The organism is Tenacibaculum sp. (assembly GCF_050290165.1).
In the GTDB taxonomy this organism is placed as follows: Bacteria; Bacteroidota; Bacteroidia; order Flavobacteriales; family Flavobacteriaceae; genus Polaribacter.
In genome coordinates this window covers 284,321-308,078 of sequence record NZ_JBNKHD010000001.1, presented here as the reverse complement: position 1 = coordinate 308,078, position 23,758 = coordinate 284,321, and the positions used below count along the sequence as shown (strand labels likewise).

Annotated in this window: 24 protein-coding genes and 3 tRNA genes; 12 read left to right on the top strand and 15 right to left on the bottom strand. The window is 30.9% G+C overall.

Annotation, left to right across the window (positions count from 1 at the left end):
- Positions 1–109 precede the first annotated feature (109 nt).
- The 4 genes from ACQY6M_RS01360 (at position 110) to ACQY6M_RS01345 (ending at position 3,032) form a co-directional block, all read left to right on the top strand.
- Positions 110–1,519 carry an MATE family efflux transporter gene (locus tag ACQY6M_RS01360; RefSeq protein WP_428742899.1) on the top strand — a complete coding sequence of 470 codons (1,410 nt, stop codon included), beginning with the start codon at positions 110–112 and terminating at the stop codon, positions 1,517–1,519.
- 29 nt (positions 1,520–1,548) lie between these two features.
- Positions 1,549–2,184, top strand: coding sequence for a hypothetical protein (locus ACQY6M_RS01355; protein WP_428742898.1), 636 nt, complete (start codon positions 1,549–1,551; stop codon positions 2,182–2,184).
- Position 2,185: 1 nt separating this feature from the next.
- Positions 2,186–2,902: a bacillithiol biosynthesis deacetylase BshB1 gene (gene bshB1 / locus ACQY6M_RS01350; RefSeq protein ID WP_428742897.1), complete on the top strand. Its 717-nt coding sequence runs from the start codon at positions 2,186–2,188 to the stop codon at positions 2,900–2,902.
- Between the two features lie 54 nt (positions 2,903–2,956).
- A tRNA-His gene (locus ACQY6M_RS01345) sits at positions 2,957–3,032 on the top strand.
- A gap of 83 nt (positions 3,033–3,115) precedes the next feature.
- Here the strand turns inward: ACQY6M_RS01345 and ACQY6M_RS01340 are convergent.
- Positions 3,116–4,024, bottom strand: coding sequence for a lysophospholipid acyltransferase family protein (locus ACQY6M_RS01340; protein ID WP_428742896.1), 909 nt, complete (start codon positions 4,022–4,024; stop codon positions 3,116–3,118).
- Between the two features lie 89 nt (positions 4,025–4,113).
- Here ACQY6M_RS01340 and ACQY6M_RS01335 point away from each other — a divergent pair, with 89 nt between their 5' ends.
- A complete protein-coding gene (locus ACQY6M_RS01335; RefSeq protein WP_428742895.1) occupies positions 4,114–4,761 on the top strand; it encodes a rhomboid family intramembrane serine protease in 648 nt (215 codons plus the stop codon).
- A gap of 44 nt (positions 4,762–4,805) precedes the next feature.
- Here the strand turns inward: ACQY6M_RS01335 and ACQY6M_RS01330 are convergent.
- Positions 4,806–4,878, bottom strand: a tRNA-Gly gene (locus ACQY6M_RS01330).
- Between the two features lie 524 nt (positions 4,879–5,402).
- Here ACQY6M_RS01330 and ACQY6M_RS01325 point away from each other — a divergent pair.
- Positions 5,403–5,597 carry a cold-shock protein gene (locus ACQY6M_RS01325; protein WP_428742894.1) on the top strand — a complete coding sequence of 65 codons (195 nt, stop codon included), beginning with the start codon at positions 5,403–5,405 and terminating at the stop codon, positions 5,595–5,597.
- Between the two features lie 487 nt (positions 5,598–6,084).
- Here ACQY6M_RS01325 and ACQY6M_RS01320 read toward each other — a convergent pair whose 3' ends face one another.
- Entirely contained in the window at positions 6,085–6,531 is a 447-nt protein-coding gene (locus ACQY6M_RS01320) for a GNAT family N-acetyltransferase (protein WP_428742893.1), read from the bottom strand.
- A 27-nt stretch (positions 6,532–6,558) separates the two neighbouring features.
- Here ACQY6M_RS01320 and ACQY6M_RS01315 point away from each other — a divergent pair, with 27 nt between their 5' ends.
- Positions 6,559–6,990, top strand: coding sequence for a GNAT family N-acetyltransferase (locus tag ACQY6M_RS01315; RefSeq protein ID WP_428742892.1), 432 nt, complete (start codon positions 6,559–6,561; stop codon positions 6,988–6,990).
- A gap of 37 nt (positions 6,991–7,027) precedes the next feature.
- On the opposite strand, the gene ACQY6M_RS01310 is transcribed toward ACQY6M_RS01315, so the two are convergent.
- Positions 7,028–7,101 (bottom strand) — tRNA-Met (locus ACQY6M_RS01310).
- A gap of 104 nt (positions 7,102–7,205) precedes the next feature.
- Between ACQY6M_RS01310 and ACQY6M_RS01305 the strand changes: the two genes are divergently transcribed.
- On the top strand, positions 7,206–7,589 hold the full coding sequence (locus ACQY6M_RS01305; protein WP_428742891.1) for an START-like domain-containing protein: 384 nt from the start codon (positions 7,206–7,208) through the stop codon (positions 7,587–7,589).
- 101 nt (positions 7,590–7,690) lie between these two features.
- Positions 7,691–8,521 carry an aminotransferase class IV gene (locus ACQY6M_RS01300; protein ID WP_428742890.1) on the top strand — a complete coding sequence of 277 codons (831 nt, stop codon included), beginning with the start codon at positions 7,691–7,693 and terminating at the stop codon, positions 8,519–8,521.
- On the opposite strand, the gene ACQY6M_RS01295 is transcribed toward ACQY6M_RS01300, so the two are convergent.
- The 6 genes from ACQY6M_RS01295 to uvrA form a co-directional block, all read right to left on the bottom strand.
- Positions 8,518–9,075, bottom strand: coding sequence for a YqgE/AlgH family protein (locus ACQY6M_RS01295; protein ID WP_428742889.1), 558 nt, complete (start codon positions 9,073–9,075; stop codon positions 8,518–8,520). The genes ACQY6M_RS01300 and ACQY6M_RS01295 overlap by 4 nt on opposite strands.
- Positions 9,076–9,169: 94 nt before the next feature.
- Positions 9,170–9,919: a LytR/AlgR family response regulator transcription factor gene (locus ACQY6M_RS01290; RefSeq protein WP_428742888.1), complete on the bottom strand. Its 750-nt coding sequence runs from the start codon at positions 9,917–9,919 to the stop codon at positions 9,170–9,172.
- Positions 9,920–9,921: 2 nt separating this feature from the next.
- Entirely contained in the window at positions 9,922–11,988 is a 2,067-nt protein-coding gene (locus ACQY6M_RS01285; protein ID WP_428744900.1) for a histidine kinase, read from the bottom strand.
- A gap of 203 nt (positions 11,989–12,191) precedes the next feature.
- Positions 12,192–13,286 carry a hypothetical protein gene (locus ACQY6M_RS01280; RefSeq protein WP_428742886.1) on the bottom strand — a complete coding sequence of 365 codons (1,095 nt, stop codon included), beginning with the start codon at positions 13,284–13,286 and terminating at the stop codon, positions 12,192–12,194.
- Between the two features lie 30 nt (positions 13,287–13,316).
- Entirely contained in the window at positions 13,317–13,532 is a 216-nt protein-coding gene (locus ACQY6M_RS01275) for a hypothetical protein (RefSeq protein WP_428742885.1), read from the bottom strand.
- Between the two features lie 184 nt (positions 13,533–13,716).
- Positions 13,717–16,509, bottom strand: a complete 2,793-nt coding sequence (gene uvrA, locus ACQY6M_RS01270) for an excinuclease ABC subunit UvrA (protein WP_428742884.1) — start codon at positions 16,507–16,509, stop codon at positions 13,717–13,719.
- A gap of 234 nt (positions 16,510–16,743) precedes the next feature.
- Here uvrA and ACQY6M_RS01265 point away from each other — a divergent pair, with 234 nt between their 5' ends.
- Both ACQY6M_RS01265 and ACQY6M_RS01260 read left to right on the top strand, forming a co-directional pair.
- Positions 16,744–17,328, top strand: coding sequence for an RNA polymerase sigma factor (locus tag ACQY6M_RS01265; protein WP_428742883.1), 585 nt, complete (start codon positions 16,744–16,746; stop codon positions 17,326–17,328).
- A 60-nt stretch (positions 17,329–17,388) separates the two neighbouring features.
- The gene (locus tag ACQY6M_RS01260) at positions 17,389–17,532 is read left to right on the top strand and encodes a hypothetical protein (protein WP_428744899.1); all 144 of its coding nucleotides are present in this window, start codon (positions 17,389–17,391) and stop codon (positions 17,530–17,532) included.
- A 35-nt stretch (positions 17,533–17,567) separates the two neighbouring features.
- On the opposite strand, the gene ACQY6M_RS01255 is transcribed toward ACQY6M_RS01260, so the two are convergent.
- Positions 17,568–18,224: an endonuclease III domain-containing protein gene (locus ACQY6M_RS01255; protein WP_428742882.1), complete on the bottom strand. Its 657-nt coding sequence runs from the start codon at positions 18,222–18,224 to the stop codon at positions 17,568–17,570.
- A 106-nt stretch (positions 18,225–18,330) separates the two neighbouring features.
- Between ACQY6M_RS01255 and bcp the strand changes: the two genes are divergently transcribed.
- Positions 18,331–18,783 (top strand): thioredoxin-dependent thiol peroxidase, encoded by a 453-nt coding sequence (gene bcp / locus ACQY6M_RS01250; protein WP_428742881.1) that lies wholly within the window; start codon positions 18,331–18,333, stop codon positions 18,781–18,783.
- A 35-nt stretch (positions 18,784–18,818) separates the two neighbouring features.
- Here the strand turns inward: bcp and ACQY6M_RS01245 are convergent, their stop codons facing one another.
- From ACQY6M_RS01245 to ACQY6M_RS01230, 4 genes are read right to left on the bottom strand one after another with little or no spacing between them, the layout of a single operon-like run.
- The gene (locus ACQY6M_RS01245) at positions 18,819–19,790 is read right to left on the bottom strand and encodes a sterol desaturase family protein (protein WP_428742880.1); all 972 of its coding nucleotides are present in this window, start codon (positions 19,788–19,790) and stop codon (positions 18,819–18,821) included.
- Positions 19,791–19,846: 56 nt separating this feature from the next.
- Positions 19,847–20,485, bottom strand: a complete 639-nt coding sequence (locus ACQY6M_RS01240) for an alpha/beta hydrolase (RefSeq protein ID WP_428742879.1) — start codon at positions 20,483–20,485, stop codon at positions 19,847–19,849.
- 4 nt (positions 20,486–20,489) lie between these two features.
- A complete protein-coding gene (locus tag ACQY6M_RS01235; RefSeq protein ID WP_428742878.1) occupies positions 20,490–21,749 on the bottom strand; it encodes a dihydroorotase in 1,260 nt (419 codons plus the stop codon).
- The gene (locus ACQY6M_RS01230; protein WP_428742877.1) at positions 21,746–23,674 is read right to left on the bottom strand and encodes a BatA domain-containing protein; all 1,929 of its coding nucleotides are present in this window, start codon (positions 23,672–23,674) and stop codon (positions 21,746–21,748) included. The genes ACQY6M_RS01235 and ACQY6M_RS01230 overlap by 4 nt, the downstream gene beginning before the upstream one ends.
- Between the last annotated feature and the right edge of the window lie 84 nt (positions 23,675–23,758).

Here is a 23,758-nt window from a genome sequence, read left to right as displayed (position 1 = left end):
TGTATCATTATGATTGTCTAAGTCGCCCACATAGCACCGTTGCTTGAGCAACAAATAGTTACACCTTAAGTTTTTTCTTAAGGTAATTTATGTATTTAAAAAACTTATAATGACTGATAACAATCAAACTTCAAAACAAACTATATTTTCACTTTTTAAAGACGCTGTTTTAGGTAAACAGCAAGATTTTACCACAGGAAGCATAAAAAAGGCAATTTTCATGCTATCAATTCCGATGATTTTAGAAATGTTAATGGAATCTATCTTTGCTTTGGTAGATATTATTTATGTTTCTAGGGTAAGTGTGAATGCGGTAGCTACAGTTGGATTAACCGAATCGGTGTTGACTTTAGTGTATGCCGTAGCTATAGGATTGAGTATGGCAGCAACTGCATTGGTGGCTCGAAGAACAGGAGAAAAAGATAGTGAAGGAGCAAACCAAACAGCTGTACAAGTTATCTTTTTAGGAATATTTATTTCAATTCTTATCAGTATTGTCGGAATTGTATATCCGAAAGAAATACTAAGATTGATGGGAGGGGAACCTAGTTTAATCGCAGAAGGCTATGGGTATACTCGTGTATTATTAGGAGGGAATATAACTGTGATGCTACTCTTTTTAATTAATGCCATTTTTAGAGGAGCAGGAAATGCTTCTATAGCTATGTGGACCTTAATTTTGTCAAACGGATTGAATATTATTTTAGATCCAATATTCATTTTTGGTTTAGGTCCCATACCAGCTTATGGAGTAGAAGGAGCGGCGATTGCAACAACTATTGGTAGAGGAACTGCAGTAGTTGCGCAATTATCGGTGCTGTTTTTTGGAGCTGGAAAAATAAAACTAGTTCTAAAAGACTTGATGATAAGAGTTTCAGTAATGGTTAACTTAATCAAAGTATCGTTAGGTGGCATAGGACAGTTTATTATCGGTACTTCTAGTTGGGTATTTTTAATGCGTATTATCTCTGAGTTTGGTAGTGAAGTTTTAGCTGGTTATACAATTGCAATACGTATTATGATGTTTACTTTGATGCCTGCATGGGGAATGAGTAATGCAGCGGCTACATTGGTAGGCCAGAATTTAGGAGCACAACAACCTAGTAGAGCAGAGAAGTCGGTTTGGATAACCAGTAAATATTGTGCCTTTTTTATGGGAGCTGTTTCGGTAATCTACATATTTTTTGCTCCTACATTCTTAGATTGGTTCTCAGATAATACCGAAGTAGTTGAAAATGGAGCCTTATGTTTACAGATTATTGCAGCAGGGTATATTGCCTATGCTTATGGAATGGTGGTAATTCAATCGTTTAATGGCTCAGGAGATACCAAAACACCAACTTATATCAATTTTGTGTGTTTTTGGTTGTTCCAATTACCGTTTGCGTATCTGATGGCAATAACCTTTGACTTTGGTCCTGTTGGTGTATTTACAGCAATTACATTAGCGGAAGTTTTAATTGCGATTGTAGGAATTTGGCTATTTAGAAAAGGAAAATGGAAAACAGTTCAAGTTTAATTGTGATTTAGTAGATTAGCTAGAAAAAAATGATAAAGAATATTTTAAAAATTTTAATATTTATATTGGTTTTTTATTCTTGTAAAAAGAAAAAACTATCTAACCTACCTTTTGTTATAGATAAAAATGTAACGTGTGATGTTTTGTATAAGAATGGATACAAATGGTCTCCAGGAGTAGATGTAACATTATTGGGAAAGAAAAGCCAAGATACTGTTATTTATTATGAAGTTCACCAAGAAATAATTTTTAATGAAGAAGAATATTTTGAAGAAGAAGTAGAAATTGATACTGTAAAAAGAAATGAAAAGCATGAACAATATTTAAGTCAAGATCCTTTAGTTTTGTCAGATTCAATATATAATTTGGTTTGGGGAAATATAAAGGAACAACAAAATACTATTTGTAAAAAGAGTAAAGTAACTTGGAGGAATTATATTCTTAAAATTAATAAAGAAGTTATTAAGAGTTTTAAAAACAAGATTGATACTAGTAACTTTAGAGTTCTAAACTTAAAAGAATTTAATTATAATGTTGAAAATTCTTATGATGTAATTGAGGAATTCAAAGTTTTAAATAAAGTAAAAAAAGATACTTTTGATTGTTCAATTTATAAATTAGACAATGAGTATTATTTTTCATCAAAAATCTCATTAAATATATAAAATGAAACTAGATATATTAGCTTTTGGTGCACATCCTGATGATGTTGAATTGGGATGTGCTGCCACTATAGCCAAAGAAATTTCGTTAGGAAAAAAAGTAGGAATAGTCGATTTAACTCGAGGTGAATTAGGAACGCGAGGTTCTGCAGAGTTACGAGATAAAGAAGCATCAATAGCAGCCGACATTTTAGGAGTTTCAGTACGAGAAAACTTAGGATTTGCAGATGGTTTTTTTAGAAATGATAAAGAACATCAGTTAAAAATCATCAAAATGATACGCAAGTATCAACCAGAAATAGTGTTGTGCAATGCTATTGATGATCGTCATATTGATCATCCCAAAGGGAGTCAGTTGGTTTCAGATGCCTGTTTTTTAAGTGGGTTGTTAAAGATAGAAACAGTATTGGATGGAGAGCAGCAAGAAAAATGGCGACCAAAGCAAGTGTATCATTACATCCAATGGAAAAATATAGAACCTGATTTTGTGATTGATGTAACTGGTTTTATAGATAAGAAAGTAGCTTCAGTAATGGCATACTCATCACAGTTTTATGATCCGAAAAGTGATGAGCCAGAAACCCCAATTACAAGCAAAAATTTTACAGATAGTATAGAATATAGAGCAAGAGATTTAGGAAGATTGATTGGTGTTGATTTTGCAGAAGGCTTTACCTCAGAACGTTATGTGGCTGTAGAAAATTTTAGTAAATTAATTTAAAAAAAATTTTGTCACAATGTGAAAAGCTTGTATATTTGCACCCGCAAGTTACATGGTGATTGTAGCTCAGCTGGTTAGAGCGCCGGATTGTGGTTCCGGAGGTCGCCGGTTCGAACCCGGTCTTTCACCCAAAACCTTCTCAATTTGAGAAGGTTTTTTTGTGTTTTAAATTTACTTTTTAAAATTAGGATTGAATAAAAAAAGCTTCTCAGTTTATTGAGAAGCTTTTCTGTTTTCTAGCCATTGTTCGTATTTGTCTTTATGCTTAAAACGTTTATGAGTCCACAAATAGTATTCTGGTTGTTTGAGAATATGATCTTCAGTAATTTTTAAGTATTTATCGGTAATTTCAAAATTATCGTGTTCTTTAGGGTTTTCTGTTATAAGTTCAAAGTTCGCTTCGTAATAACCTCTCTTTACCTTGGTGATGTTCATATTTACAATAGCAAAATTGTATTTTTTTGCTAAAACCTCCATTCCAGTATGTACAGGAACCCAATTATTTAAAAAAGTAGCCCAATACCTAGTTTTATGTACTTGGGGAGATTGGTCGCTTAGTAAAATATATAAACTTTGGATGTTGTTTTTTACTCGTTCTTCTAGCTTTTTATTGAAAAGCCCTGTAGGTACACCATCGTAGCCAAATTTTGTTCTTGATGATTTGATGACTTTTTCAAAATAAGGGTTTTGAATTCTAGTGTATGCTCCATAACAGCTAAGATTAGCTTTAAGAGGAAGTCCGAAAGACAGTTCCCAATTCGCTTGATGAGAACCAGATAAAATAATACTTCTACCTTTAGCAGCAAGGTTGTTTATTACCTCTATATTTTTATACACATATCTTTTCTCAATTTGTTTTTTTGATATGGTAAAAGATTTAATACTTTCAAAAATTAAATCGATAAAATGTTTGTAGAATTTCTTTGCAATGCTTTTTATTTCCTTGTCATTTTTGTCAGGAAAAGCCATTTTTAAATTTTGAATAACCACCTTTTTACGATATCCTATAAAATTAAAAACAACAAGACGAAAAAAATCAGAAATTATATATAATAATCTCATGGGTAGAATTGATAATATCCATATTAGTGGGTAGACAATAATAAATATGAGTAGTTTCATTAAGTTATATTTTGGGCAAATATCGCATTAAATTATCAATCATTTACTTTATTAACTTTTGTTTATGTTTGTGGGTATATAAATAAATTATGAGTCAAATAATAATAGGATTAATTGTAGCAAATGTGTTGATGTCGATTAAAGGGTTTAGCGACTCAGTATTTTTTGATCGATATAAATTTCAGGTTCAAAAAATATTAGGAGGAGAGAAAATAAGAATGTTGACATCGGGTTTTTTACATGTTGATTGGTTGCATTTAGGTTTTAACATGTATGCTTTATATCTGTTTGGTAAGGTGGTAGATTCTAGTTTTGGAACAATCAATTTTGTGTTAATATACTTTGCCAGTTTAATAGCTGGGAGTATGTATTCGTTGTATCAACACAAAAGAGAATTGTATTATAGTGCTGTGGGAGCGTCAGGAGCGGTTTCAGGAGTTATCTTCTCTTCAATAATGTTGTACCCAAGTATGGAGTTAATTATGTTGCCTATTCCTGTTCCGATTCCAGGATATGTTTTTGGAGTTGGTTACTTGTTGTATTCAATTTACGGAATGAAAAATCAAGTAGGAAATGTTGGTCACTCAGCGCATTTAGGAGGAGCTATAGGAGGGTATTTAATAACATTGATACTAAGACCAAGTGTAGTGTCTAACCATACAATTATGGTTGGTATAATGGCATTGATTATTGCGGGATTATTTTTCTTTGGAGGTAAATTAAGGTTAAATAGATAAATAAGTAAATAAAAAAAACCGAAACATTTGTTTCGGTTTTTTTGAGCGGGAGACCGGGTTCGAACCGGCGACATTCAGCTTGGAAGGCTGACGCTCTACCAACTGAGCTACTCCCGCAGTAAAGCGGTTGCAAATATAAGACTGTTTCTAATATCTGCAAAGAATTTTTTTGAAAAAATTAATAAAATTTTAGTGCTTATTTATAACTTTCAGAAAGTGAATGATATAAGTTTGAAAATATTTTATAGACTACAAGAGTATTTATGGATATGAACATAAAATCTAATTTTTACGGTAATAAAAGGTACTAAAACCTGTTTTAATACTTCTGTATAGTATTATGAATTATGAAGTTTACATGGTTTAAAAATTAAAAAAGAAGCTAGTTTCCCCATAATCAATAAAAAAGGACTATCTTTGTCACGTTCAAGTGGAACACCTTAATTATTTCGTGGTAGTATATAGTAATTAGTTTTTTTGAGTTTATTCTCTTCTTGTCTTTTTTTTATTTCATTATTCCTTTATTTTTTAAGTGTTTATAAGTATAATAGTTTTTTATAGTTGTGTAATAACATTATAAAAGATTATATAAAGGTTCTTCTTTTACACAACATTATATAATAATTTAAAATTTAAGTAAGATGCAAGAAGGCACCGTAAAATTTTTTAATAACTCAAAAGGGTTTGGGTTTATTACATCATCAGAATCAGGAGAAGATATTTTTGTACATAATTCAGGTTTGATTGACGATGTTAGAGAAAATGACAAAGTACGTTACGATACCGAACAGGGTAGAAAAGGCTTAAACGCTTTTAATGTAGAAGTTGTAGATTAAAGTTGTGGTTAGTTTATAACCTACACATAATTATACGAGAAAGACTATCTGAAAAGATAGTCTTTTTTTATGTTCAATTTTTAAACTAATCATCCTTTAAAATAAAAAGAAAATCTAAACTCAAAGCTCAAGAGTAATAAAAGAGTTATAAATATAATATCGATTATATGTTGTGTTATTAAACATATAAAATTAATTTATAAATAAAAAAATAGCATGAGTGATAAAAAAAGAACCCACTCAAAAAGATTGAGTGGGAAAATTGCTATGAAAAAGAACTTAAGACGTCTCTTAAGTGACTACAAAGCTACTTAGAATTTAATGAATAGGAGAATGAAAAAACCATAAATAAAGTATGGTTTAACCGTAAAAAAATCTTTTTAACTGTAATTTTTGTAGCCCTAATAATAGTATAGGTTGAATGATTAACAAGTTAAATAAGCCATAATATAAGTATGGTTTTATGATGCTTTTTTTAATGTCTTTGCTAGTAAAAGGTATTGTCTTCTCTTAAAACTTTTACAAAATGAAAGCCGTAGATTTCAAATCCTTCGTTGTAATAAAATTTATGAGATTTTCGGTTGCCAGTATAAGTGTTTAATTCAATAGCTTCATAGCCTTTTGATTTTGTATATTCGTAAATCCAGTTAAAAAACTGTTTACCAATGTTGTTACCTCTGTAAGTCTCATCAATTATAACATGGTCAGGTTCTACACTTTTACCAACATAATGTCTAATACTATACCAGAGACCAGAAATACCGATAAGTTTATTTCCGTCAAATGTTCCAACGCATTCATAATTTGGACACTCAATCATTTCTAAAACTCTTGCTTTTAATATATCATGAGGAGTAGTTGTATTGATTTTTTGTAAAAGCGGAAGAATACTAAGGATATCTTTTTTGTTTATGGACTTAAAATGTATATTCATTCTGTATTTTTGAGTTAAAGAGTTTACATGATAAAAATAAAAAATATATCGGCGCAAGAAACGTATAACATACGATTAACTGTTTTGCGAAATAATATTGATTTGCCTTTTAAATTTGAAGGAGATAAAGATGAAAGTACTTTTCATTTAGGAGCTTTTTACCAAGGGAAATTGGTAGGAATTGCAACTTTTGTAAAAAAAGATTTAGAAAGTTTTGAAGGAAAGCATTATCAGCTAAGAGGAATGGCGACTTTGCCTGAAGTAAGAGGTAAAGGAGCAGGAAGACTATTGATTGAAAAGGCAAAAAGCATTTTAAAAGAAAAGAGAATTGCTGTTTTATGGTGTAATGCTAGAAAAGAAGCTATTGGATTTTATGAAGGTCTAGATTTTGAAATTATAGGAGAGGAATTTGAAGTGATAAAAGTAGGTCCTCATTATAAAATGTATGCTAAAATATAAGTATAAAAAAACCCAAATCTGAATGATTTGGGTCTTGTAGCGAAGACGGGAGTTGAACCCGTGACCTCAGGGTTATGAATCCTGCGCTCTAACCAACTGAGCTACCTCGCCTGATTGCGGGTGCAAATATAAATACTTTTTGGTTTTAGACAACAAACATTATAATTTTTTTTTAAAAAATAATTATATATATTGGCGGTTAAACAAAAAAATAGATGAGCAAGGTTAAATTTGAATTAGAGTTTCCTATCCATGCTTCTCCAAGCATGTTATATCAATATTTTGCAACACCTGCAGGTTTAGAAGAGTGGTTTGCAGACAAAGTAAATTCAAGAGGTAAAATAATTACTTTTTTTTGGGATGGTTCTGAAGAAGAAGCTAAAATAATTACCAAAAAAGCAGATGAGCGTATTAAATTTAAATGGACTGAAAGTGAAGACGATGAAAGTTATTTTGAATTTAAAATTCAGGTAGATCCATTAACAAAAGATGTTGCTGTAATTATTACAGATTTTGCTGATGATGAAGATGATGTTGAAGAGGCTAAAATGCTTTGGGAGAACCAAATTGAAGAATTGAAACATACTATAGGAGCTTAAACTAATTATATTTTGATAAAATATAGACTCGGCAAATTGTCGAGTTTTTTTGTGGCTAATACTTACCTAAATTGTAAGTTTGCATTTAAATTTTTATAAGAATGGTAAATTTTAATGGAACTTTAATTGCAGATAGCAAAGTGCAACTTTCAACTCAAAATAGAGGGTTTAAATATGGTGATGCCATTTTTGAAACCATAAAAGTAGTAAATGGTAAAGTTGTTTTTATTGAAGATCATTATTTTAGATTAATGGCTTCAATGCGTATGCTTCGCATGAGAATTCCTATGGAATTTACCTTTGAGTTTTTACAAGAAGAAATCTTAAAGCTAACAAAAGAATTACCAAGTTCTTCAACATATAGAATACGATTGACTGTTTTTAGAAAAGATGGTGGTTTGTATACACCTATTACTAATGAGGTAGATTATATAATTGAAGGAGCTCCTTTGGAAGTAAGTACTAAAGAAGTTTACAGAATAGATGTTTTTAAAGATTTTTATAATTATTCAGGCTTGTTATCAACAGTAAAAACAACCAACCGAATGTTGAATACTTTAGCAGCGGTTTTTGCTGATGAAAATGATTTAGATAACTGTATTTTATTGAACGAGCGAAAAGGAGTAGTGGAAGCTATTAATGGAAACCTTTTCATTATAAAAGGAAATGTGGTTAAAACTCCTGCATTAGAAGAAGGGTGTATTAAAGGAATTATTAGAAAAAAAGTAATTGAAATTATAGAGAAGCATCCGGAATATACTATTGAAGAAACTGTAATTTCTCCATTTGAAATTCAAAAAGCAGACGAGGTTTTTATTACTAATGCAATTATTGGAATTCAATCGGTGACTAATTATCGAAAAAAAGAGTTTGTAACTGAGATTACAGAAAAGATAAAGAATAGTTTACAGCTAGCAACGGTAACGAGTTAGTTCATTTGAATATCACTAGGAGCGTTTGCCCATATTTTATATTTACCTCCTCTTTGAAGTAGCTTATCTTTCCAGAAATCTTGATCATTGGCAGCTAAGATGTTTTCATAATCGTTTTCAGCAACAAACCATGAATTTATATAAAGTTCTTCGTCTAGTTGGTCTGGAGCCCAACCAGAATACCCTAAAAAGAATCTAATATCTGTCGATTTTAGCTGTTTATTATTTAAAAGCTCTTTTAGAAGTTCAAAATTACCGCCCCAATATAAACCGTTGGCTATTTCAATACTGTTAGGTAGTAAATGAGGTATTTTATGAATGAAATATAAGTTATCCTGTTCTACAGGACCTCCTTGATAAACTGTAAAATCACAGTCTATATCAGGTACTAAATCACTAAGCGCATAGTTCAAAGGTCTATTTAAAATAAAACCTACTGAACTTTTTGAAGTATGTTCAGTAAGCAATACAATGGTTCTCTTAAAAGAACAATCATTCAAAATTGCTGGGTCAGCAATTAACAATCTACCTTTTTCTGGTTTAAGTACGACCATGCTTTGTAATTTATAAACACTAAGGTAAATAAAAATTTAATAAAAATTTAACAATAGTGTTAAAATACGAGGAAAAAGAGGAAAAAAACCGTGCTTATATTTTAGCTAAAATATCAATAACTTCATTTCTTTTTCGAACAGAAACAGGAATCGTAGTTTTATTTTTCAAAACTAAATATCCACCATCAGATTTAATGAATTCTTTAATGAATTGAGTATTAACAAGATGGCTTTGGTGTACTCTTATAAAACCATATTCTTTGAGTATGTCGGTAAAATATTTTAAGGTTTTACCAACCAATATTTTTTGCCCATCATTCATAAAAAATTCAGTATAATTATTATCAGATTGACAACGAATAATATCATCTAAATTTACAACCAATATTTTATCAGAAGTATTTAATGATATTTTTTTAGGTCGTTGATTGGGTTGTGTAATGGACTGTTGTAATACTGTTAGTTGTTCTTTATCTGGTTGAATTTGATTTTTAGCTTTATGAATAGCATTGGTTAAATCCTCATTAGAATAAGGTTTTAAAACGTAGTCAATAGCAGCAAACTTAAAGGCTTTGATGGCGTATTCGTCACTTGCAGTAACAAAAATAATTTTTGAAGAAAGGTTTGGGTGAATTTCCAACACATCAAATCCAGTACCATCACCTAGCATAATGTCTAAAAATAAGATGTCAGGTTGTTGTTTTCGCAAAACTTTTGAAGCTTCTACTACACTTTTAGCGGTACCTATAATTTCAATCTCGGGATGAAATAGGGTAAGGTCGTTTTGTAACATCTCTAGAGCTGTAGGCATATCATCTACTAAAATTGCAGTAAGTTTTTTCATAGTTAAAAGTCAGTTTTTAAAGGAATTTTAAATACAATTTTGGTTCCAGTTACTTTGTTGTTTTCAGATGTTTCACTTATAGAAATAGTACTTTCTTTTGATAAACTTTGAATTCGCTCTTGTGTAATATTTAGAGCAATCGATTGATGAGTACTTGTTTTTTTTAGTTTCTTTGATTGATGAATACCAATACCATTGTCTAGTATTTCACAATATAAAAAATCATTTTTAATAGAAAAGTTAATATCAATCTTTCCATTTTTTACCGAAGAAATACCATGTTTGATACTATTTTCAACAAAGGGTTGAATCAACATTGGAGGAATTAATACCTCTTCAGCGTCTACCGAAAGTTGAGTGTTTATTGTATAATCAAATGTATTTGAGTTCATTTGTTGTTCTAACTCAATGTAGTTTTTTAAAGTGTTGATTTCTTCAGCTAAACTTATCTCTTCTTGCCTAGAATTGTGTAAAACACCACGTAAGAGTGTTGCAAATTTGCTTATTGTAGAATTCAATTCGGTTAAATTTCCTGAATTTCCTAAAGCCTTAATCCCATTTAAAACATTGAAAATAAAATGCGGATTCATTTGTAATTGCAACGCTTTTTGTTCTAGAGCCAACAAATGATTTTCTAATTGTAGTTTAGCTAATTTGGCTTTGTTTTTTGCTTGTATTTTTCTAATATATAACCAAATAAAAATGCCAAGAACCAGACAAACAATAGCAAAACAAGATGCTATAAACCACTTTTTTTTATACAGAGGAGTATCGATAAAAAAATTAAACTCGATAGGGGTACTTTCCGATTTACCAATTCTTGATTGAGCAGAAAAAGTGTAATTCCCAGGAGTTAAATAAGCTAAGTCAACTGAGTTTTTAGTAGTCCAAGGACTTATTTGATTATTTAATTTATAACGATATTCTATGTTGTTAGGGTTGTTAATATCGACTGTTTTAAAGTAAAATGAAATATGGTTTTTGTCAGGTTGAAGCTGTAAGATTTTTGGATAGTTATTAATGTTAATACTATCCAATGACTGATAAACAACTGAAATATTTTCAAAAGCAATGGCAGGTTTTTTTTGTGTTGGACTGTCTGTTTTAATAAGGTAAAGACCATTATTGGATGTGCTAATCCAAGTGTTCTTTTCAATATCTTGAAAAACAGAGGTTATTTGGTTTGTGTTTAATGTATTGTATTTGTTAATACTTCTTTCAAAATTAAAATTGATATCCAGAATTTCAATACCGTCATTTTCAGAAACAATCCAAAATTGGTTATCAATTTTTTTGATCTCCGTTATGTTTTGTGCGGTAGTGGTTATTGTTTTTATGGCGTCTCCAGTAATGAGTTTAATACCATTGTTATAAGAGGTGGCAACTATGGTTTTGTTTTCAATAAGAATAGAGGTGTAATTATCTAAATCGATTCTCTTTAAAAGTGTTGGATTGATAAGTTTATCAAGTTTCCAAAGAGATTTGTTCGTAGCAATCCAATAAAAATTTCCGTCAAACTGTATATCATTTATTAAGTTTAAATCGATTTGAAAATTGGTACGAATAGGAGACAGGTAACCTTCACGAACACGGACAATTCCTTTGTCTGTTCCTAAAAAAGTACTGTTGTTAACAGTTAAAATACAGTTGATTTTGTTGCCTTCTAAATTTTGGAAACCACTGTGGTTTTTGATGCTGAGTCCTTTGTCTGTTCCAATAAATAGTGTATAGTTTTTAGCAGAAACAATGGTAACGTTGTTAGAGATTAAACCATTTTTTGTAGTGAAAGTTACAAATTCATTTCCATCGTATTGAACTAACCCTTTGTTAGAGGCTAACCACAAATAGCCAGTATTGTCTTGCGTACAATTTTGTATGCGTAAGCTTGGGAGCCCTTCATTTTTAGAGAAGTTTTTTAGGTGATGGTTTTGGGCTAAAGAGTTTATAATTCCGAAGAAAAAAAAACACAAAAAAGTACAAACAAAATTTTGTATTTGGAGCATGTGAGCTTTCAATACAAAATTAATTTTAGAGGTTGTTGTAGTAATTGTGTGGTTAAAAAACTTCATTGTAACAAACATACTTAATTTAAACGTCATTACGAAAGCAAGAGGGTGAAGTTATCATTCTTAATCAATTGATTTTGCTTTGTTCGTAATGACGTTTGTTCAACAATTATTTGTTATTTCATCTGTTAGTTTTTATTGTTTGTAAAAGGTCAGATGTAATTCGCTAATAATTTTTTTAGTTACTATTCACTTTTGTTAAGTGCTCATTTCATAGCGTATAAACGTTTGTTATTGGTATCTGGTTTTACGTGTTCTAAATCACCGTATGGCTTAATTAGTGGTTTTAATACACATAAAGCTGATGACTTTCCTTTGATAATTAATTGACTATCTTTTACGATGTACGTCCATCTAAATTTTTCAACAGGAATATTCGTTTTTTCTACTTCTTTCATTAAGGCTTCTTCGCCAGCAATAAAATCCATAATTTCTTCTTGCATCACAAAATGTGGAATCTCATTATCTGAATTATGATAGTCTAATTCAAGATTTACAGGAATGCTATACTGAATTGTATATGGTTCCCCAACATAGCGTTCTCTTTCATTATTCAAAGCGTTGTACCAATCAATTTCTTTCTCTTCTGGATACTTTTTTGCAATTTCTTTAGACAAATCTACTTTTCCAGGTGAGTTAGCAGTTGGGTAAAATACATAGTATGGCTGTGCTAAATAATGGTTTGAAAACTCTCCTCCAAAAATGTTGTAATATGGTGAAGCAACTACTTGTGGAATCTTACTTTCTGTAATAAAGGCACTTTTTAAGGTGTTTATTAAATCAGTATTTGTAGCTAACTGATTGGTGTGGAAAATAATTTTTGTATCGTCTGTTATTGCTTTATCTTTTAAAGAGGGTAATCTGTCTTCATTTATAGCTTTTTGTAAACTCTCTACAGTCACCTTTTCACCATTTACTACTGTTTCTAAGTTCATTGCTTTAAACGGATTGTTGTTGTTTACAATATGAACTTCTCCGTAAGGGTTTTCGGTAGCATTCTTGTTCATCCAAGAAATAATTTCTTCTACAGAGTACTTTCCGTTAATAACTTCATAGTTTTTTTCTTTAAAGTACACACGAGCACTGTCGTAAAAATGACTGTTTCCTTTGTCGTTTTCAGTGATGAAAACTACAGGCTTTCTTGGTTCTACTACTGGTTTTTCAGTAGTTTCTTCTAGTTGAGCAATGTTTCCCAATTCTTGGCTTTTGTCGTTTTTTTTAGTGTTGTTGCAGCTAGCAAATACTCCGATAAGTAGTAGTAATCCCATTACTGTACCTACTTTTAAAATGTTTTGTTTCATAGTTTTTGTTTTAAGGTTATAGTTATAATGTTATTGTTGTAAGATGATGGTTACATCTTTTCCTAAATTAAAGTCAGTTGATAGCTTATTTAAGATGTTAGGAAGGTTTCTATCGCTAATCCATTGACCGTTTTCTTGCTTTTCAACAGAAGCGATTAATCCGTCTGTGTTAACTTGTAATTTTAAGCTTGTGTATTTTCCTAAATACATTTTTAATACCGATGAATAATTGTTATTTGACCACATAATTGTTGTTTTTATATGATCAAAATTACAAGAGAAGTACAGGTAAATTGGGAGTAAATTAGAATTCGTAGAGGATAAATTAGAATTCGTAGAAAAGATAAGTAAAGACTCTTTTATAAAATAAATTAGCTCCATATTATAAATGAAATATGAAGCTAGTATTAGTTAAAAAATAGGATAATTTTTAATAAATTAATTTTTCCCTCAAATATTTAGAGGTGTACGATTCTTTATTTTTAGCTAGTTCTTCTGGGGTGCCTGCAAAAATCAAATTGCCACCTTTTTTACCACCTTCTAAACCGAGGTCTATGATATAATCGGCACATTTAATTAATTCAATATTGTGTTCAATAACAATAATAGAGTGTCCTCTTTCTATCAAAGCGTTAAAAGAAGCTAATAACTTTTTGATGTCGTGGAAGTGCAATCCAGTTGTTGGTTCATCAAAAATAAATAGCGCTTTATCTTTGGTATTTCCTTTTACTAAGAAGGAAGCTAGTTTGATCCGCTGCGCTTCACCACCTGATAGTGTAGACGATGATTGTCCTAATTGTACATAACCTAAACCAACATCTTGCAAAGGTTTTAGTTTTTTAGCAACTTTTGTTTGTTCGTGTGCTGTAAAAAATGCGACAGCATCGTCTATAGTTAGGTTTAGAATATCATCGATATTTTTTCCTTCAAAAGTAACTTCTAACACTTCTTTTTTAAAGCGCTTTCCTCCACAAGTTTCACATTCTAAATGCACATCTGCCATAAATTGCATTTCGATGGTTACTTCACCTTCACCTTTACAAACCTCACAGCGACCACCTTCTACATTGAAAGAAAAATGTTTGGGTTGGTAGTTTCTGATTTTTGATAATCTTTGGTCAGATAATAATTTACGAATATCGTCGTATGCTTTGATGTAAGTAACAGGATTTGAACGAGACGAACGTCCAATAGGGTTTTGATCAATAAACTCTACATGTTTTAAAGTGTCAAAACTTCCAGTAACATCTGTATGTTGTCCTAGTTTATCACCGTAGCCTATTAGCTTTTTTTGCATTGCAGGATACAAGATTTTCTTTACCAAGGTACTTTTTCCACTACCTGAAACTCCCGTAATTACTGTTAGATTGTTTAAAGGAAAAGCTACATCGATGTTTTTGAGATTGTTTTCACGTGCACCAATAATTTTGATGAAATTCTTTGAATTTCTTCGTTTTGTAGGAACTTCAATTTTTAATTCTTCGGATAAGTATTTAGCGGTTAACGAGTCGGATTGTAGAATTTCATCAAAAGTGCCTTCTGCAACTACATTTCCTCCGTAAGTTCCAGCTTCAGGACCTATATCAATAATATAATCAGCTTCTTTCATGATGTCTTCATCATGCTCTACCACAATAACAGTATTTCCTAAATCACGTAAATTTTTTAATACTCCAATTAACCTTTCTGTGTCCCTTGGGTGTAGTCCAATACTAGGTTCGTCTAAAATATACATCGAACCTACAAGGGAACTTCCTAAGGAAGTGGCTAAATTAATTCGTTGACTTTCTCCTCCTGATAGTGTGTTCGAGGTACGGTTTAAGGTTAGGTAACTCAATCCAACATTGGTTAAAAATTGTAAACGATTGTTGATTTCGGTTAATAGTCGTTTTCCTATCTTTTCTTCATATTTGTTTAGTTGGATACTATTGAAAAAAACAGCTAACTCGTCTAGCGGAAGTGTAACTAACTCGGAAATTGTTTTACCATATACTTGCACATAATTAGCTTCTTTGCGTAAACGTTTACCTTCACATTCGGTACATTTTGTTTTTCCGCGATAGCGAGAAAGCATTACTCTGTTTTGAATTTTGTAACTTTTCTCCTCTAGCTTTTTAAACAAGTGATTGATTCCTTTGAACTTTTTGGTCCCGTTCCAAATTAAATTTTTATGTTCTTCGGAAAATTCAAACCAAGGTTTGTGAATAGAAATTCCGAACTCTTCGGCATGTATAATTAAATCGTTTTTGTATTTTTTATAGCTATCTGTTTTAAACGGAAAAATAGCATCTTCATAAATGGATAATCCTGTGTTAGGAATTACCAAATCTTCATCAATACCTATCACATTTCCATAACCCTCACAGGTTGGACAAGCTCCATACGGATTGTTAAAACTAAACAAGTGTGTGTTAGGTTCTAAAAAAGAAATTCCGTCTAACTCAAATTTATTACTGAACTCAGTAGTGCTGTCATCTGATAAATTCTCAATATAACAGATTCCTTTTCCTTCAAAAAAAGCTGTTTGAATAGCATCTCCTAAACGATTATAAAAATCTTCTTCATCCTGAACAACAATTCTATCAACTACTAAAAATAGGGTAGCACCATTAAAATCATCCGCAGGAAAATCTTCAATTCTATAAACCGTATCTTTATACTTCAAACGCGCATATCCTTGTTGTTTAAGTACTTGTAAAACGGTTTTAACATCTCTTTTTTCGTTAATAGCAATAGGTGCAAGTAGTAAAAGTTTGGTGCGCTCATCAAAAGTTTTTACATGATTGACAACATCTGAAACCGTATGTTTTTTTACTTCTTCACCAGAAATAGGAGAGAAGGTTTTACCAATACGGGCATATAGTAACTTAATATAGTCGTAAATTTCGGTTGAAGTTCCTACGGTAGAACGAGGATTGGTAGAGTTTACTTTTTGCTCAATAGCAATGGCCGGGGCAATCCCTTTAATATAATCTACTTTTGGCTTGTGTAGTTTTCCTAAAAACTGACGAGCATATGAACTTAAACTTTCAACATAACGTCGTTGTCCTTCGGCATACAAAGTATCAAAAGCTAAAGAAGATTTTCCAGAACCAGAAAGTCCAGTTATTACTACTAATTTATTTCTAGGAATAACGACATCGATGTTCTTTAAATTGTGGAGTTTAGCTCCTTTAATAATGATGTTTTCTTTAGGGTTTACTGTTGAAATATCGGTCTTCATGTGCTCGAAAAATAAGCGATAAAAATACCAATTTATAGTGATTTTATTGAGTAAATAACAGTATTTTTCTCTTTTTTAATAGTTTTTTTTGTATTTTATAATAAAAAATTTAATATTTGTAACTCGTTATTAATCAATAAATAAAGCCTATAGATTAGATAATTACTTTTATAACTTAAAATCCCCTAACCAAAAGAGAACTACCTAGTTACTCTTTTAAAAAAAGTAATTATTATGCAAAACATAGTAGATGACAGTGTATTGGTAAAAGACTACATTAATGGTAAAGAACAAGCCATTGAACTATTGATTAAACGACACCAACAGAGATTGTATAGCTTTATTTACAGTAAAATACAAGATCGAGATACTACAGAAGACATTTTTCAAGACACTTTTATAAAAGTAATACGTACGCTAAAAAAAGGAAATTACAACGAAGAAGGAAAGTTTTTACCTTGGGTTATGCGTATAGCTCATAATTTAATTATAGACTATTTTAGAAGAAATAATAGAATTCCAACATTCAACAATAATAGTGAAGAGTTTGATATTTTTTCGGTATTGAGTGATGGAGCATTAAATGCAGAGAATAAAATTATTAAAGAACAGATTTTATCTGATGTAAAAGGATTGGTTGAGGAACTTCCTGAAGAACAAAAAGAAGTATTGAAAATGCGTATTTATAATGATATGAGTTTTAACGAAATATCAGAGAATACGGGAGTTAGTATAAACACAGCATTGGGTAGAATGCGTTATGCTTTAATCAACCTTAGAAAAATAATTGAAAAAAATAAAATTATTTTAGTAAATTAGACAATATTTATAAAAATCCCTCGTTAAATCATTGATTATAAATAATAAAAGGGATTATATATGATAAAGATTTACTCTGAAAAATCTTCGGATTTTAGAATGGAACCAAAACAAGAAACAGTTCAATATTTGATTAATTTTTCTAAATCGCTAACAGTAGTTAAAACGAAATCAAACTATCTCATTGAATTGAATTTGAATTAAGAGTGGAAAAAGCTTCAACTAGGTTGGGGCTTTTTTTAAGCTTTCTTTTGAAGGTAATCGTCTATTACCGATTTTCTTCCCACAGTTCGAGTAATGATATCGTTTTCTAGTTTCCAACCACGAGCAGGTGAGTATTCGCGCCCGTAATAAATGATTTGTAAATGCAGTTTGTTCCACAATTCTTCAGGGAATAAACGTTTAGCATCCTTTTCTGTTTGAACAACATTTTTTCCATTAGATAAGTTCCAACGATACATTAATCTATGGATATGAGTGTCTACAGGAAAAGCTGGAATATCAAACGCTTGTGACATTACCACACTAGCTGTTTTATGCCCTACGGCAGGTAATGCTTCTAAAGCTTCCATATCAGCAGGAACTTCTCCATTGTGTTTTTCAATTAAAATTTTTGACAATCCATAAATTCCTTTTGATTTCATAGGAGATAAGCCAACAGGCTTGATAATGTCTCGAATTTCATCAACAGAAAGTTTCACCATATCGTAAGGATTGTCAGCTTTTTCAAATAGTAAGGGAGTGATGGTGTTTACACGAGCATCTGTACTTTGAGCTGACATCAACACAGCAATTAATAAGGTGTAAGGGTCTTTATGATCTAACGGAATGGGAGTTTCAGGATATAAGTCTTCTAAAGTATTTATTACAAATTGAACTTTTTCAGCTTTGGTCATTTTCTGTTGTTTAAAAGACTCAAATGTACGAAGAAGCGTTTTATATTTATAGATAATCAAAATCTACTTTGTAACTTTGAAGGAATAATTTAGAAAAGAAATTAAAATGACAACATTAAAAGTAGGAGATAAAGCCCCAAATTTTGAATCGGTAGATGAAAAAGGAAACACAGTAAAGCTTTCTGATTATAAAGGGAAAAAATTAGTATTGTTCTTTTATCCAAAAGCAAGTACACCAGGATGTACAGCAGAAGCTTGTGATTTACGTGATAACTATCAAACTTTTTTAGCGAAAGGATATGATGTGCTTGGTGTGAGTGCCGATTCAGGAAAGCGTCAACAAAATTTTATAGATAAGAATGAATTGCCTTATCCTTTATTGGCTGATGAGAACAAAGAAGTAATTAACGCTTTTGGAGTTTGGGGGCCTAAAAAATTTATGGGACGTGAATATGACGGAATTCACCGAACTACTTTTGTTATTGATGAAAATGGAGTGATAGAAGATGTAATTTTAAAAGTGAAAACAAAAGAACACGCAAATCAGATATTGAAGTAACAAATCAGATATTTATAAAAGAAAAAGTCGAGTTTTTACTCGACTTTTATTTCTTGGACCCTTAATTCTTTTGGTAATATTTCTAACTCTTCTTTTGATTCACTTTTTAAATCTTCCTGTAATTCTTTACTTGTTTTTGTACTTCCATCATGACTCCAACCTGGTGGCATAAAAACATACTTAAGACGAGTACCTAAAGGAAGACTTTTCTTTCGTTGAAAAAAATCTTTAAAAATTTCTTTCCATTCATGAAAAATAATATTGATAGGGCCTTTATCTTCTAATGGTTTAGTTAAACCGTATTTTAGTTTTTCATACTCAACTTCATCTTCTTCTGCTTGAAAAGTACCAAAAATACGATCCCAAATAATCAATACCATCCCCATATTTTTGTCTAAATACTTTGTATTGGAAGCATGATGTACCCTATGATGAGAAGGAGTAACGAAAAAATAACCCCACCATCCTAATTTGCTTTTAATAAAGTTTGTATGACACAGAGTTCCGTAGTTTTGGTTCATTGCATACGCAAACATGATATGTAATGGCATTACACCTAAAAAGGCTAATGGCAGAAAGAACATATAACGGAATAGTGGTTGTAACACAGGTGAGCGGAAACCTGTTGAAATATTATAATATTCAGAGTTGTGGTGGGTTACGTGCACAGCCCAGAAAAAACGTGAATGGTGATCTACGTAATGATGTATATAATACAAGAAATCTTGCCCAATAAAAGCTAATAACCAGTATGCCCAAGACATGTTACCTTCCCAATCAATAATTCTATATTGATAACAAAAGCCCATAATAGCAAATGAAGTTACCTTCATTAAAAGATCTAAACCAAAGTTTAGAAGAGCAAAATAAACATTTGTTGAAGTATCTTTAAAGTCATAGTTTTTTGCTTTAGCACGGTAACTAAAGAACATCTCTAATAAAATTACTGAAATGAAAAAAGGTGCACTCCAGTAGTATAATACATCCTGATTGAAGATATTGTTCATGCTATTTTTTTTAGATAGCAAAAATATTTAATTTCCTTCAAATAGAATTGTTAAAACTACAATCTTTCTACAATCCAATTTTTAAAACTATAAAAATTCTGTGGTGCTACTCCGTGCCCTACTGGGTATTCAGAGTATTCGTTTTTTAAACTGAAATTTTCTAATAATACGGGAGCTTTACGAGCCCATTCAATAGGAAGGACTTGATCTACAGTTCCGTGAGAAATATAAAAATCAGTAGCAATTGAATTGTTTATTTCTGAAGGCAATAATTCTTCATTAATATATCCACTCAAAGCCACTACATGTTGGACTTTATTAGGATACTTAAAGCTTAAAGCATAACTCAAAATGGCTCCTTGGCTAAATCCTAATAAAAATGTTTTATCAGGGTTGGTATTGTATTTTGCTTTGATTTCGTCTATAAATGTAGCTATTTGATCTACTGATGTACTAGCCTGAGTTAAATCAGAAAACTTCCCATTAACATCATCAAAATTAATAGCGTACCAAGCATAACCGCCATATCCCATATCGTATGGAGCTCTTACACTAACAATTAATAAATCGTCAGGTAATTCTTCAGCAAAAGAAAATAAATCTTGTTCATTGCTACCATACCCATGTAATAAAATAAGTAATGGAGGATTTGTTATAGAACTTTTAGGTTCTCTTACAAGATACTGTAAACTCATTCTGTTAAGAATTTAAAACTAATTGATTGTTATTGAAAATTCCGTACACTTTTCCTTGAAGCTTTTTATCTAAAAAGACGCTGTTTTTTGACGTAGAAATAATATTTTCTTCAGAAAACGTATAATCTCTTTCAGGGCTGAAAATAGATAAAGAAGCTTTTTCATTTTCTTTAATAGTAATCTTATTAAGTCCGAAACGTTCTCTAGGGTTATTAGATAAACACTTAACTATTGTTTCTATATTTAGTAAAGTATTTAGAGCTCCAAAGGCACTTTCTAAACCAATTGTTCCGTCTTTTGCAGTAGAAAACTCTACTTTTTTATGTTCTATATCAATAGGATTGTGATCTGTAGTAATCATATCAATTGTACCGTCTTTCAATCCTTTTATTAAAGCTTTTCTATCTTCTTCAGTACGTAAAGGTGGAGTCACTTTTTTATTAGCATCAAATCCGTGTAATTCATCATCAGTTAAAAATAAATGATGTACAGCAACGCTACAAGTAACATTCAATCCTTTTTTCTTAGCTTCTTTAATCAATTGAACTGATTTTGCAGTAGAAATAGTAGGGATGTGTAATTTACCTCCTGTATATTCTAATAAAAATAAATCGCGAGAAATTTGAATTTCCTCTGCCAAAGCAGGAATTCCTTTTAATCCTAAAAGCGTGCTGTTTTTTCCTTCATTCGCAACACCTTCACCTGCAATAGAATTGTTTTTAGGAAAACTTAAAACCAGTCCATCAAAATTTTGAGCATACAGTAACGCAATTTTTAATAAGTTATCATTACTTACTGGTTTATTGTAGTCACCAAAAGCAATAGCTCCTGATTGTTGCATGTCGTACATTTCCGACATCTCCACACCTTTACTTTGTTGTGTTAAGGCTCCTATTGGGTGTATGCTTGTAGCTGCTCCGTTTACTTTATTAATTAAAAATTCAACAGCAGATTTGTTATCAACAATAGGGCTAGTGTTTGGGTTAATAGCTACATCTGTAAAACCACTTTTAGCAGCTACTTGTACACCATGTCGTAAGGTTTCTCGCTCTTCGTACCCTGGTTCACCAAAAGAAACACTAGTGTCAAACCATCCTGTAGAAACATGAAGGTTGTCAAGCTCAACAACTTGGTATTCGTCTTTTTGAGGAATATTGTTGTCTATTTTGGTAATAATACCGTCGTTAATTAAAATATCTTTGGTTTGCTTGTGGTAAGGGCTAGAAGCATCTATAATTGTTGCCGATTTTAGCAGCGTTGTCATGGTTTAAAGAATTTTAAAATCAAAATTTCTACGAGCAAAGATACGATAGCTAAGGTCAAAAACCATTTCCAAAGCCATTGAATTTTATTTTCGTTATTAATATTTTCTAAAGTGTTTTTTACTGAAGTAGAAATCTTTGTATTATCAATATCTGAAAGCGTTAAGAAATTTAAGGAGCTTTCATTTTTTGCATAGTTGAAAGCACAATTTTTTATCAGATTATTTTTCTGTTGAATTTGATAAAATCCAGCTACTAAAGGTTGCTCTTTAGTGGTGATTTGTACTTTGTTCTGAAAAGTTTGTTGTAGCGGAATAAACGAACTATTGGTAGAATTAATGGTTAAAATTTCGTCTTTTCCTAAGTGCTTATCAATATCAATGGTGTTTTGTTTGTCGATTGTGTAATACAATTCAGAAAGTTGTAAGCTTTGTTTTCCGATGTTATAAAACACAGGAACAATCAAGGGAGAATTGATAAAATTACTGTTTTCCTTTTGAAGCGGAGCTGCAACCCAATACAAAGAAGCTTTAGGTAAATTTACTTGTTTGATAAAACCTTGTTTGTTTTCAAAAGAAACCAAATTAGAAGCATTTTGAAATGCTGAACTGAATGATGTCTTTACAAATGGATATTGGAAGTTGCGCACCCTTTTTTCAAACACATTTTTTAAAAGCGGATGGTTATAATTGATATCCGTAATTTTTAAACTATCATTTTTTTGAGAAAGTAACTTACCTGCATTTAACTTGTTAAGCAAGTTGTTGTATGAAGAAATCGTTGAATTTTTACTTGGGATAATAGCAATATTTCCTCCGTCATTCACAAACGATTCTATACTGTTGATTAAAGTTTGTGGAATGTCTTCTAGCTCGTTTAAAACTACCAGATGCTGTTTTGGGATTTGATTGTAATTTACATTTTGTAAAGAAGAAGCAGTAAAGTTAAATTCTTCTTTTGTGTAGATTCTACTTAAAAAATCAGCAGGTTCGCCTATACTTAGAACATTGATTTTTTCGTTTGTGTTCATGGTAAAGTAAAACGAATTATCAAATCCATAGGTGTCTTTAAAATTGATATCAATTTTACCCAAGAAAACAGGTGTTTTTACAATAGAAAAAGTTACTTGAGTTGTTTTATTTTCTTCAACTGAGAAGGTTTGCTTATTAATTAGTTTTTTAGCATTGTAAATAGCAATTGGAACTTCTTTTTTTACGACTCCTTGATTTTTAACTATAATATGAACATTTAAGTTAGAAGAACCATTGTCACTTACAAAAACACTATCTATAGATAGATTACTTTTTTCTTCAGGAGTTACCTTAACTAGAGTAGAGTTTGTAGGGACATTATTTAGATCTTCTTTTTTGATGTTTTGAAAATCAGAAATAAATATGCTTTTTGTAGTGGCATTATTCCCTTCGTTAGAAGCTTTTAATAACACATCTTTTAAACTCGTGTTTTTAGCAGTATTGGGAATTCTTAATAGGATACTCTTAAGTTCAGAAGCTGTTTTGTTGTTATAAAAATTATCTTGAGTAGCTAATGAATAATTGGCTTTGTTAGATAGGTTTTCAATAATTTCTTGTGAAGCTACTTGTAATAAATTTCCTTTTTCACCAATAGCATTAGTACTTAAAGAATTGTCTAGAAAAATAAAGAAGTGTTGTTGTTTGTTTACTTTTTGATTGCTAAGATACGGTTGCGCAAAAGCAAAAATTAAAGCAGTCAGTAGTAGTAGGCGAGTAGCTAAAATCAACCATTTTTTTATGCGAGAACTTTTACGGGTTTGCAACACCAATTTTTGTAAAAAAGCTACATTGGTAAACGGAACCTTTACAAATCGCTGCAATTGAAATAAATGCACCAAAATAGGGATGAGCAAAAAAGCTAAGAAATATAAAACTTCTGGATGTTTAAATTGCATACTTGTGTTTTACCAAATGTAAAAATAGCCAAATTGACGGTTTAAAAAAGAATGTAGTTAAAAATCTGTTAGAAGTTAGTTTCC

Bases quoted from the DNA above. Each gene is read 5' to 3' on its own strand.
- ACQY6M_RS01360 (WP_428742899.1), top strand. From the start codon at position 110: ATGACTGATAACAATCAAACTTCAAAACAAACTATATTTTCACTTTTT.
- ACQY6M_RS01355 (WP_428742898.1), top strand. From the start codon at position 1,549: ATGATAAAGAATATTTTAAAAATTTTAATATTTATATTGGTTTTTTAT.
- bshB1 (WP_428742897.1), top strand. From the start codon at position 2,186: ATGAAACTAGATATATTAGCTTTTGGTGCACATCCTGATGATGTTGAA.
- ACQY6M_RS01340 (WP_428742896.1), bottom strand. From the start codon at position 4,024: ATGAAACTACTCATATTTATTATTGTCTACCCACTAATATGGATATTA.
- ACQY6M_RS01335 (WP_428742895.1), top strand. From the start codon at position 4,114: ATGAGTCAAATAATAATAGGATTAATTGTAGCAAATGTGTTGATGTCG.
- ACQY6M_RS01325 (WP_428742894.1), top strand. From the start codon at position 5,403: ATGCAAGAAGGCACCGTAAAATTTTTTAATAACTCAAAAGGGTTTGGG.
- ACQY6M_RS01320 (WP_428742893.1), bottom strand. From the start codon at position 6,531: ATGAATATACATTTTAAGTCCATAAACAAAAAAGATATCCTTAGTATT.
- ACQY6M_RS01315 (WP_428742892.1), top strand. From the start codon at position 6,559: ATGATAAAAATAAAAAATATATCGGCGCAAGAAACGTATAACATACGA.
- ACQY6M_RS01305 (WP_428742891.1), top strand. From the start codon at position 7,206: ATGAGCAAGGTTAAATTTGAATTAGAGTTTCCTATCCATGCTTCTCCA.
- ACQY6M_RS01300 (WP_428742890.1), top strand. From the start codon at position 7,691: ATGGTAAATTTTAATGGAACTTTAATTGCAGATAGCAAAGTGCAACTT.
- ACQY6M_RS01295 (WP_428742889.1), bottom strand. From the start codon at position 9,075: ATGGTCGTACTTAAACCAGAAAAAGGTAGATTGTTAATTGCTGACCCA.
- ACQY6M_RS01290 (WP_428742888.1), bottom strand. From the start codon at position 9,919: ATGAAAAAACTTACTGCAATTTTAGTAGATGATATGCCTACAGCTCTA.
- ACQY6M_RS01285 (WP_428744900.1), bottom strand. From the start codon at position 11,988: ATGAAGTTTTTTAACCACACAATTACTACAACAACCTCTAAAATTAAT.
- ACQY6M_RS01280 (WP_428742886.1), bottom strand. From the start codon at position 13,286: ATGAAACAAAACATTTTAAAAGTAGGTACAGTAATGGGATTACTACTA.
- ACQY6M_RS01275 (WP_428742885.1), bottom strand. From the start codon at position 13,532: ATGTGGTCAAATAACAATTATTCATCGGTATTAAAAATGTATTTAGGA.
- uvrA (WP_428742884.1), bottom strand. From the start codon at position 16,509: ATGAAGACCGATATTTCAACAGTAAACCCTAAAGAAAACATCATTATT.
- ACQY6M_RS01265 (WP_428742883.1), top strand. From the start codon at position 16,744: ATGCAAAACATAGTAGATGACAGTGTATTGGTAAAAGACTACATTAAT.
- ACQY6M_RS01260 (WP_428744899.1), top strand. From the start codon at position 17,389: ATGATAAAGATTTACTCTGAAAAATCTTCGGATTTTAGAATGGAACCA.
- ACQY6M_RS01255 (WP_428742882.1), bottom strand. From the start codon at position 18,224: ATGACCAAAGCTGAAAAAGTTCAATTTGTAATAAATACTTTAGAAGAC.
- bcp (WP_428742881.1), top strand. From the start codon at position 18,331: ATGACAACATTAAAAGTAGGAGATAAAGCCCCAAATTTTGAATCGGTA.
- ACQY6M_RS01245 (WP_428742880.1), bottom strand. From the start codon at position 19,790: ATGAACAATATCTTCAATCAGGATGTATTATACTACTGGAGTGCACCT.
- ACQY6M_RS01240 (WP_428742879.1), bottom strand. From the start codon at position 20,485: ATGAGTTTACAGTATCTTGTAAGAGAACCTAAAAGTTCTATAACAAAT.
- ACQY6M_RS01235 (WP_428742878.1), bottom strand. From the start codon at position 21,749: ATGACAACGCTGCTAAAATCGGCAACAATTATAGATGCTTCTAGCCCT.
- ACQY6M_RS01230 (WP_428742877.1), bottom strand. From the start codon at position 23,674: ATGCAATTTAAACATCCAGAAGTTTTATATTTCTTAGCTTTTTTGCTC.